This window comes from Cellulomonas sp. B6 (assembly GCF_001462455.1).
Taxonomy (GTDB): domain Bacteria; phylum Actinomycetota; class Actinomycetes; order Actinomycetales; family Cellulomonadaceae; genus Cellulomonas.
Window position 1 is genome coordinate 1 of sequence record NZ_LNTD01000174.1, and the last position, 8002, is coordinate 8002.

Sequence of the window (8002 nt, forward strand, 5' to 3'; positions counted from 1 at the left end):
CCGCGGCCCCGGCACCCGGGGACGACCTGCGCACCGCGCTCGCCGCGGTGCGCACCGAGGTGGCGAAGGCCGTCGTCGGCCAGGACGCCGCCGTGACGGGTCTGATCATCGCGCTGCTGTGCCGCGGGCACGTGCTGCTCGAGGGCGTCCCCGGCGTGGCCAAGACCCTGCTGGTGCGCTCGCTGTCGGGAGCCCTCGAGCTGGGCACCAAGCGCGTGCAGTTCACGCCCGACCTCATGCCGGGCGACGTCACGGGGTCGCTCGTGTACGACGCCCGCACGGCCGAGTTCTCGTTCCGCGAGGGCCCCGTGTTCACGAACCTGCTGCTCGCCGACGAGATCAACCGCACGCCCCCCAAGACGCAGGCGTCGCTGCTCGAGGCCATGGAGGAGCGCCAGGTCACGGTGGACGGCGAGCCCCGGCGCCTGCCCGACCCGTTCGTCGTGGTCGCGACGCAGAACCCGGTCGAGTACGAGGGCACCTACCCGCTGCCCGAGGCGCAGCTCGACCGCTTCCTGCTCAAGCTGCTCCTGCCGCTGCCCGGGCGCGAGGACGAGGTGCAGGTCCTGACGCGGCACGCCGCGGGGTTCGACCCGCGCGACCTGCGCGCCGCCGGGCTGCGCGCGGTCGCGGACGCGGACGCGCTGGCGCGGGCCCGCGAGCAGGTCGCGCAGGTGCAGGTCGGCCCCGAGGTCGTCGGGTACGTCGTCGACCTGTGCCGCGCGACGCGCACGTCGCCGTCGCTGAGCCTCGGGGTCTCGCCGCGTGGCGCGACCGCGCTGCTCGCGACGTCGCGCGCGTGGGCGTGGCTCTCGGGCCGCGGCTACGTGACGCCCGACGACGTGCAGGCGCTGGCCCACCCCACGCTGCGGCACCGCGTGCAGCTGCGCCCCGAGGCCGAGATCGAGGGCGTCACCGCCGAGACCGTGCTCGACACGGTCCTGGCGTCCGTCCCCGTCCCCCGCTGACCCGTGGCGCTGACCTCCCGGGCGGTGCTGGTCGCGCTCGCCGGGCTCGTCCCGGTGGTGCTGCTGCCCGCGCCGATCACTGTCCTCGCGTGGGCGCTGGTCGTGGTGGCGCTGTGCGCGGTCGACGTCGCGCTGGCCGCGTCGCCGCGCGAGCTCGCGGTCTCGCGTCGGCTGCCGGCCTCGGTGCGGCTGTCCGGCACCGCGGACTCGGTGCTGACGCTGCGCAACGTGGGGCGGCGCACGGCCCGCGTGCTGGTGCGCGACGCCTGGCCGCCGTCGACCCTGCCCGGCGGCGACTCCCCCACGGGTGCGCGGACGCCGCGGCACCGCCTCGACGTGCCGCCGGGTGAGGCCCGCCGCGTCACGACGACGCTCGTCCCGACGCGGCGCGGCGACGCCGAGGCGGGGCGGGTCACGGTGCGCACCGTCGGCCCGCTGGGCGTCGCGGCCCGGCAGGCGTCGCTCGACGTGCCCGGGCGCCTGCGCGTGCTGCCGGAGTTCGCGTCGCGGCGGCACCTGCCCTCGCGGCTCGCTCGACTGCGCGAGCTCGACGGCCGCGCGGCCGTGCAGGTGCGCGGCGGCGGCACCGAGTTCGACTCGCTGCGGGAGTACGTCGACGGCGACGACGTCCGGTCGATCGACTGGCGCGCCACGGCGCGGCGGCACGAGGTGGTGGTCCGCACGTGGCGGCCCGAGCGCGACCGGCACGTGCTGCTCGTGGTCGACACGTCCCGCACGAGCGCCGCACGCGTGCTCGACGGCACCCGGCTCGAGGCGGCCGTCGAGGCGTCGCTGCTGCTGGGCGTGCTCGCGGCGCACGCGGGCGACCGCGTCGAGCTGCTCGCGTACGACCGGCGGGTGCGCGCCCGCGTCGCCGACAGCCACGCGTCGCGCGTGCTGCCGGCGCTGGCCGACGCGCTCGCGGTGGTCGAGCCCGAGCTCGTCGAGACCGACTGGCCCGGCCTCGTGGGGCAGGTGCGGTCCCGCCTGAGCCGGCGCGCGCTCGTCGTGCTGCTGACGTCGCTCGACCCCGCGTCGGTCGAGCAGGGGCTGCTCGACGTCGTGGGCGGCCTGACACGTCGGCACCAGGTGGTGCTGGCCGCCGTCGCGGACCCCGAGCTCGAGGAGATCCGCGCGGCGCGCGCCACGGCCGACGAGGTGTTCGACGCCGCGGCGGCCGAGCGCACCGCGCTGGAGCGCGCGGCCGTCGGCGCCCGGTTGCGCCAGCTCGGCGTCGAGGTGGTCGAGGGGCTGCCCGACGACCTCGCGCCGCGGCTCGCGGACACGTACCTGGCGCTGAAGGCCGCGGGACGCCTGTGACGGTGCACGCCGTGCCGCGCGTGGGTGGCCGGCGCTAGCGTCGGTCCGTGCTCGACGACCGGGGCCTCAACCGTGCGCTGCTCGCACGCCAGCACCTGCTGACGCGCACGACCGACGCGCTCCCCGACGTGGTGGCCCACCTGGTGGGTCTGCAGGCGCAGAACCCGTGGTCGCCCTTCCTCGGTCTGTGGAGCCGCGTCGAGGGGTTCACACCGGCCGCGCTCGACGCGCTCCTGCTCGACCGGACGCTGCTGCGGATCGCCTGCATGCGCTCGACCGTGCACCTGGTGACCGCGCGCGACGCCCCGGTGCTGGCTGCCCTCGCGCTGCCGGTCATGGCGCGCGAGCTCCGGGCGAACACCCGCCGGCGGGTGTCCGCGGACGCGACGGACCTCGAGCGGCTCGTGACGGTCGCGGCGGCGTACCTGCGCGCGGAGCCACGCGTGACGACGGACCTCGGCGCCCACCTCGCGCGGCACTGGCCCGGTGCGCACCCGCAGGACCTGTCGGCGTTCGCGCGGGCGCTGCTCCCGCTCGTGCAGGTCACGCCCCGCGGACTGTGGCGCCGTCCGGCGCCGACGACGTGGACCACGCTCGACGCGTGGGTCCCGGACGCGGTGGCCGCCGCGGGCGACCTGCGCGACGAGGACGCGCGGCGGCGGGCGTTGGAGCCGGTCGTGCTGCGTTACCTCGCGGCGTACGGACCCGCGAGCGTCGCCGACGTGCAGGCGTGGTCGGGACTGTCGGGCCTGCGCGCGGTGGTCGACGGCCTGCGCGAGCGGCTCGTGACCGTCGTCGCCGCGCCCCTGCGGCCCGGCGGGCGGGTCCGCGAGCTGCTCGACCTGCCGGACGCACCGCGCCCCGACCCGGACGTGCCGGCGCCGGTGCGCCTGCTGCCGGACTACGACGACCTGTGGCTGTCGCACGCGCAGCGCACGCGCGTGATCGACGACGCGCACCGCACGCGGTTGCAGACGCCGAACGGGCAGATGCCCGCGGCGGTGCTGGTCGACGGGCGCGTGCGCGCGACCTGGGCGCTCGGCCGCGTGTCCGCGGGGACGCGCGGGGCGCGCCGGACGACGGCCACGCTCACGCTGCGCGCGCTCGAGCCGCTGTCACGCGCCGAGCGGAGCGACGTGCTGGCCGAGGCCGAGCGGGCGGTGCTGCTGGTCGCGGACGACGCCGACGCGCACGTCGTGACGTTCGCCGACTGACCGGTCCTCAGCCCGCCGTCGCCACGACGTACCCGGCGCGGTCGTCGTCGAGGTCGCCCGTCTCCCCGGCCGCCACCGCGCGGCGCCCGAGCACGAGCACGTACGCCCAGAACGCCGCGAGCACGAGCACGCCCACGCCCACCTTCACGGGCCACGGCAGCGCCGTGCCCGTGACGAATCCCTCCACGAGGCCCGAGACCGCGAGCACGCCGACGAGCCCGAGCGCGACCGTGAAGAGGGCGCGACCCTCCTGCGCGAGCGCCCGCCCGCGCGGCCGCGGCCCCGGGTCGACCCAGGTCCAGAACAGCCGCAGGCCCGCGGCGCCCGCGACGAAGATCGCCGTGAGCTCGAGCAGCCCGTGCGGCGCGATGAGCTGCAGGAACACGTCCAGGCGTCCGTGCGCGGCCATGAGGCCGCCCGCCGCGCCGACGTTCACGGCGTTGGTCAGCAGCATGTAGGCGGGCAGCAGCCCGGTGATGCCGGTCCCGACGCACACGGCCGCGATCCAGGCGTTGTTGGTCCAGACCATCGCGGCGAAGCCGATGCCCGGCTCGTAGTACGCCTCGAACGCGTTGTCGACGTACTCCTGCTGCTGGGCCGCGGTGCCCATGAGCGCGAGCGCGTCGGGCGAGGTCGCGACGAGCACGCCGGTGGCGACCGCCACGACGAGGAACGCCGCGGTCACCGCCACGGTCCACCACCGGATCCGGTAGAGCGCCGCGGGCAGCCGCACGACGACGAAGGCCGCGACCTCGCCGAAGGACGGTGCGTGCGCACCGGCCAGACGCGACCGGGCGCGTGCGAGCCCGTGCGACAGCCGCGTCACGGTCTCGGGGTCGGGCGCGGCCGACCGGACGGCCGACAGGTCGGTCGCGGTCGCCTGGTAGAGCGCGACGAGCTCGTCGGCCTCGGCGCCCGTGAGCCGGCGCCGGCGCGCGAGCTCGTCGAGCCGCTGCCAGGTGGGCGTGCGGGCCCGGGTGTACGCGTCGAGGTCCACGCCCCCAGCCTGCCATCCGCCACGTGCGCGCGGGGCCGACGTGCCGCCGGTTAGTCTGCGCGGGTGGCAGCCACCGCGCGTTCGACAGCCCTGCAGGACGGCGTCGTCATCGGCGAGGGCGTCGTGCTGGACACCCGGCCGGCGTCGGTCGCCTCGCGCCTGCTCGCGGCCGTGCTCGACCTCGTCGTGCTGTTCGTGCTCGGGATCCTCACGATCCTGACGCTGGGCGGGCTCGACGTGACGCTCGACGCGCAGACGGGTCGGGTCGTCGGGATCGTCGCGGTGGCGGTCGTGACGCTCGTGCTCCCCACGACGGTCGAGACGCTCACGCGGGGCCGCTCGGTGGGCAAGCTCGTCGCGGGCGTGCGGATCGTGCGTGACGACGGCGGGCCGATCACGTTCCGCCAGGCGTTCGTCCGCGCGCTCACGGGCGTGGGCGAGCTGTGGCTCACCGCGGGGTCGGTCGCGCTGCTGTGCTCGCTGTTCCACCCGCGCGGCAAGCGCGTCGGCGACGTGCTCGCGGGGACCTACGGCTCGCGCGTGCGCTCTGCGAAGCAGGTCCGTCGGCCGGCCGTGATGCCGCCGCACCTGGCGGGCTGGGCGGCGCACGCGGACGTCGCGCGGCTTCCTGACGGGCTCGCGCTCGCGGTGCGGCAGTTCATCGCCCGCGCCCCGGGCCTGCACCCCGCGTCGCGCGCCGAGCTGGGCGTACGCCTGGCCGGCGACCTGCAGCCCTTCGTGAGCCCGCCGCCGCCCGCCGGGACGCACCCCGAGGCGTTCCTCGCGGCCGTGCTCGCCGAGCGGGGGCGCCGTGAGGGCGCCGTCGAGCTCGAGCGGGTGCGGCGCGAGCAGGCCGAGGCCGTGCTGCTGCGGCGGCTGCCGCACGGCGTGCCCGACCCCGAGGCGTGACGACGCGCTCGTCGACGTGACGTCCGTCACGGCCGTGCACCGCCCGCCGCGCTCCGCGGCACCTGCTCCCCGGCCCGTTCGGTCACGATTCGATAACGACGCGGGATTCGCACGAGACCCCAGGTCAGACGTGTTTTTTGCCATCCTTTGAGGCGGCTGTGACCCCGGAGGACCCGGACATCCGACCAAGGGCACGTTTGCGGCATCCGAGCACGGCGGGCAGGGTGGATCGGTCCCGGTCCACCGGCCGGGACCGGTTCCCGAGGTACGCCCTGTGGCGTCCTCGCTCCCGGGCACGACGTGCCGGGACGGCTGTGCCCGCACGAGCGGGCCGGGGGCCGCCGTGGAGGGACCCGAGGTCACGGAGCGCGCCCGGCGCGCCCCGCGAACGCCGAGCGCGCAGCGCACGGCCCGGGCCCGTGGACGCACGAGGTGGATGTGACAGCACTACGCGCCGAGGGCGTGTTCAAGGTCTTCGGACGGCGCCCGAACGAGGCCGTCCGCCGGTTGCGCGAGGGCGCGACCCGCGAGGACGTCCGCCCGTTCGGGACGGCCGCCGTGATCGACGCCGACCTCCGGGTGGAGTCGGGCGAGACGTTCGTCGTCATGGGCCTGTCGGGATCGGGCAAGTCGACGCTCATCCGCATGCTCAACGGGCTGTGGCGACCGACCGCCGGCAGCGTCGTGATCGGCGACGACGACCTCGCGACGGTCGACGACAGGCGCCTGCGCGAGCTGCGCCGCCGCCGCGTCAGCATGGTCTTCCAGCACTTCGCGCTGCTGCCGCACCGCACCGTGCTCGACAACGCCGCCTACCCCCTGGAGATCCAGGGCGTCGACCGCACCGAGCGCCGCCGCCGCGCCGGCGAGGCCCTCGAGCTCGTCGGGCTGTCGGGCTGGGGCGACTCGCTGCCCTCGCAGCTCTCGGGCGGCATGCGCCAGCGCGTCGGCCTGGCCCGCGCGCTCGCCGCCGACACCGACGTGCTGCTCATGGACGAGGCGTTCAGCGCGCTCGACCCGCTGATCCGTCGCGAGATGCAGGACCAGCTGCTCGACCTGCAGCAGAACCTCGGCAAGACGATCGTGTTCATCACGCACGACCTCAACGAGGCGATGTACCTGGGCGACCGGATTGCCGTCATGCGCGACGGCCGGATCGTCCAGACCGGCACGGCCGAGCAGATCCTGTCCGACCCCGCCAACGACTACGTCGCGCAGTTCGTCGCCGACGTCGACCGCACGCGCGTGCTCACGGCGTCGTCCGTGATGGTCGCGCCGCGCGCGGTCGTGCCGCACGCCGGCGGCCCCCGTCAGGCGAGCCGCACCATGCGCGAGGCGCAGGTCTCGGCGGCGTACGTCGTGGACCGGCAGCGTCGGCTCACCGGCATCGTGCGCGACGACGAGGTCGTCGCGGCGGTGCGCGAGGGCCGCGAGACGATGGACGGGCTCGTGCGCGAGGGCGTCGCCCCCGTGAGCCCGGACACCGCGCTGGCCGACGTGTTCGCACCCGCCGCCGAGTCCGCGCTGCCCGTGCCCGTGACCGACGAGGCCGGCCGCCTCGTGGGCGTCGTGCCGCGCGTCACGCTGCTCGAGGCGATGGTGCCCCCGGAGACCTCGGGCACCGACGACGACGACCCGCCGGCGCTGGACGCGCCGACCGACGCCGTTCCCGCCGACGAGGTGCTCGACGCCGTCGACGCGCACGCCACGACCGCGGGAGGTGCGCGATGACCGACACGCTCGTGCCCCGCGTCCCCCTCGGCCAGTGGGTCGACGGCGGCGTCGCGTGGGTGACCGACACGTTCCGCCCGCTGTTCTCGTTCATCAAGGACGTGCTGGTCGGCATCTACGACGTGCTCGACGTCGTCCTGTCCGGCCCGCCGTTCTGGGTCGTCGCCCTCGTCCTCGCGGCGCTCGCGTTCCTCGCCAAGGGGTGGCGCCTCGCGGTCGGCTCGCTCGTCGGCTTCGTCGTCATCGCGTCCGTCGGCCAGTGGGGCAACGCGATGGACACGCTCGCACTGGTGATCCTCGCGTCGGCGATCGCGCTCGCGATCGCCCTGCCGCTGGGCATCTGGGCGGCACGGGACGACCGCGTCTCGCGCGTGGTCCGCCCCGTGCTCGACTTCATGCAGACCATGCCGGCGTTCGTCTACCTCATCCCGACGGTCGTCATCTTCCTCACCGGTCCGGTGCCGGGCATCGTCGCGACGGTCATCTTCGCGCTCGCGCCCGGCGTCCGCTTCACCGAGCTGGGCATCCGCCAGGTCGACCCGGAGGTCGTCGAGGCCGGGCACGCGTTCGGCTCCACGCCGGGTCGCATCCTGCGGCAGATCCAGCTGCCGCTCGCGCTGCCCACGATCATGGCGGGCGTCAACCAGGTCATCATGCTCGCGCTCTCGATGGTCGTCATCGCCGGCATGGTCGGCGCCGACGGGCTGGGCTCCGACGTCGTGGCGGCCCTGCAGCGCGTGAACGTCGCGCTGGGCTTCGAGGCCGGTCTCTCGGTCGTCGTGCTCGCGATGTTCCTCGACCGCGTGACCGCCGCGCTCGGCACGCGCTCCCCCGTGTCCAGGGCCCTCGCCGCCGCGAAGGCC

7 protein-coding genes are annotated in these 8002 nt (G+C 75.9%); 6 read left to right on the forward strand and 1 reads right to left on the reverse strand.

The annotated features are described in order from the left end of the window. The 3 genes from ATM99_RS14925 to ATM99_RS14935 all read left to right on the forward strand — a co-directional run. Nucleotides 1-968, forward strand: a 968-nt coding sequence (locus ATM99_RS14925; RefSeq protein WP_062103661.1) for a MoxR family ATPase, incomplete at its 5' end; no start/stop codon positions are given. Between the two features lie 3 nt (nucleotides 969-971). After that, the gene (locus ATM99_RS14930; RefSeq protein WP_062103662.1) at nucleotides 972-2288 is read left to right on the forward strand and encodes a DUF58 domain-containing protein; all 1317 of its coding nucleotides are present in this window, start codon (nucleotides 972-974) and stop codon (nucleotides 2286-2288) included. A 47-nt stretch (nucleotides 2289-2335) separates the two neighbouring features. After that, entirely contained in the window at nucleotides 2336-3502 is a 1167-nt protein-coding gene (locus ATM99_RS14935) for a winged helix DNA-binding domain-containing protein (RefSeq protein ID WP_062103663.1), read from the forward strand. A 7-nt stretch (nucleotides 3503-3509) separates the two neighbouring features. On the opposite strand, the gene ATM99_RS14940 is transcribed toward ATM99_RS14935, so the two are convergent. Beyond that, entirely contained in the window at nucleotides 3510-4499 is a 990-nt protein-coding gene (locus ATM99_RS14940) for a stage II sporulation protein M (RefSeq protein ID WP_062103664.1), read from the reverse strand. 63 nt (nucleotides 4500-4562) lie between these two features. Here ATM99_RS14940 and ATM99_RS14945 point away from each other — a divergent pair, with 63 nt between their 5' ends. The 3 genes from ATM99_RS14945 to ATM99_RS14955 all read left to right on the forward strand — a co-directional run. After that, nucleotides 4563-5408 carry an RDD family protein gene (locus ATM99_RS14945; protein WP_223305146.1) on the forward strand — a complete coding sequence of 282 codons (846 nt, stop codon included), beginning with the start codon at nucleotides 4563-4565 and terminating at the stop codon, nucleotides 5406-5408. A 438-nt stretch (nucleotides 5409-5846) separates the two neighbouring features. Further along, the gene (locus tag ATM99_RS14950; RefSeq protein ID WP_062103665.1) at nucleotides 5847-7139 is read left to right on the forward strand and encodes a glycine betaine/L-proline ABC transporter ATP-binding protein; all 1293 of its coding nucleotides are present in this window, start codon (nucleotides 5847-5849) and stop codon (nucleotides 7137-7139) included. Further along, on the forward strand, nucleotides 7136-8002 hold an 867-nt coding region (locus ATM99_RS14955), incomplete at its 3' end, for a proline/glycine betaine ABC transporter permease (protein WP_062103666.1). The genes ATM99_RS14950 and ATM99_RS14955, both read left to right, overlap by 4 nt.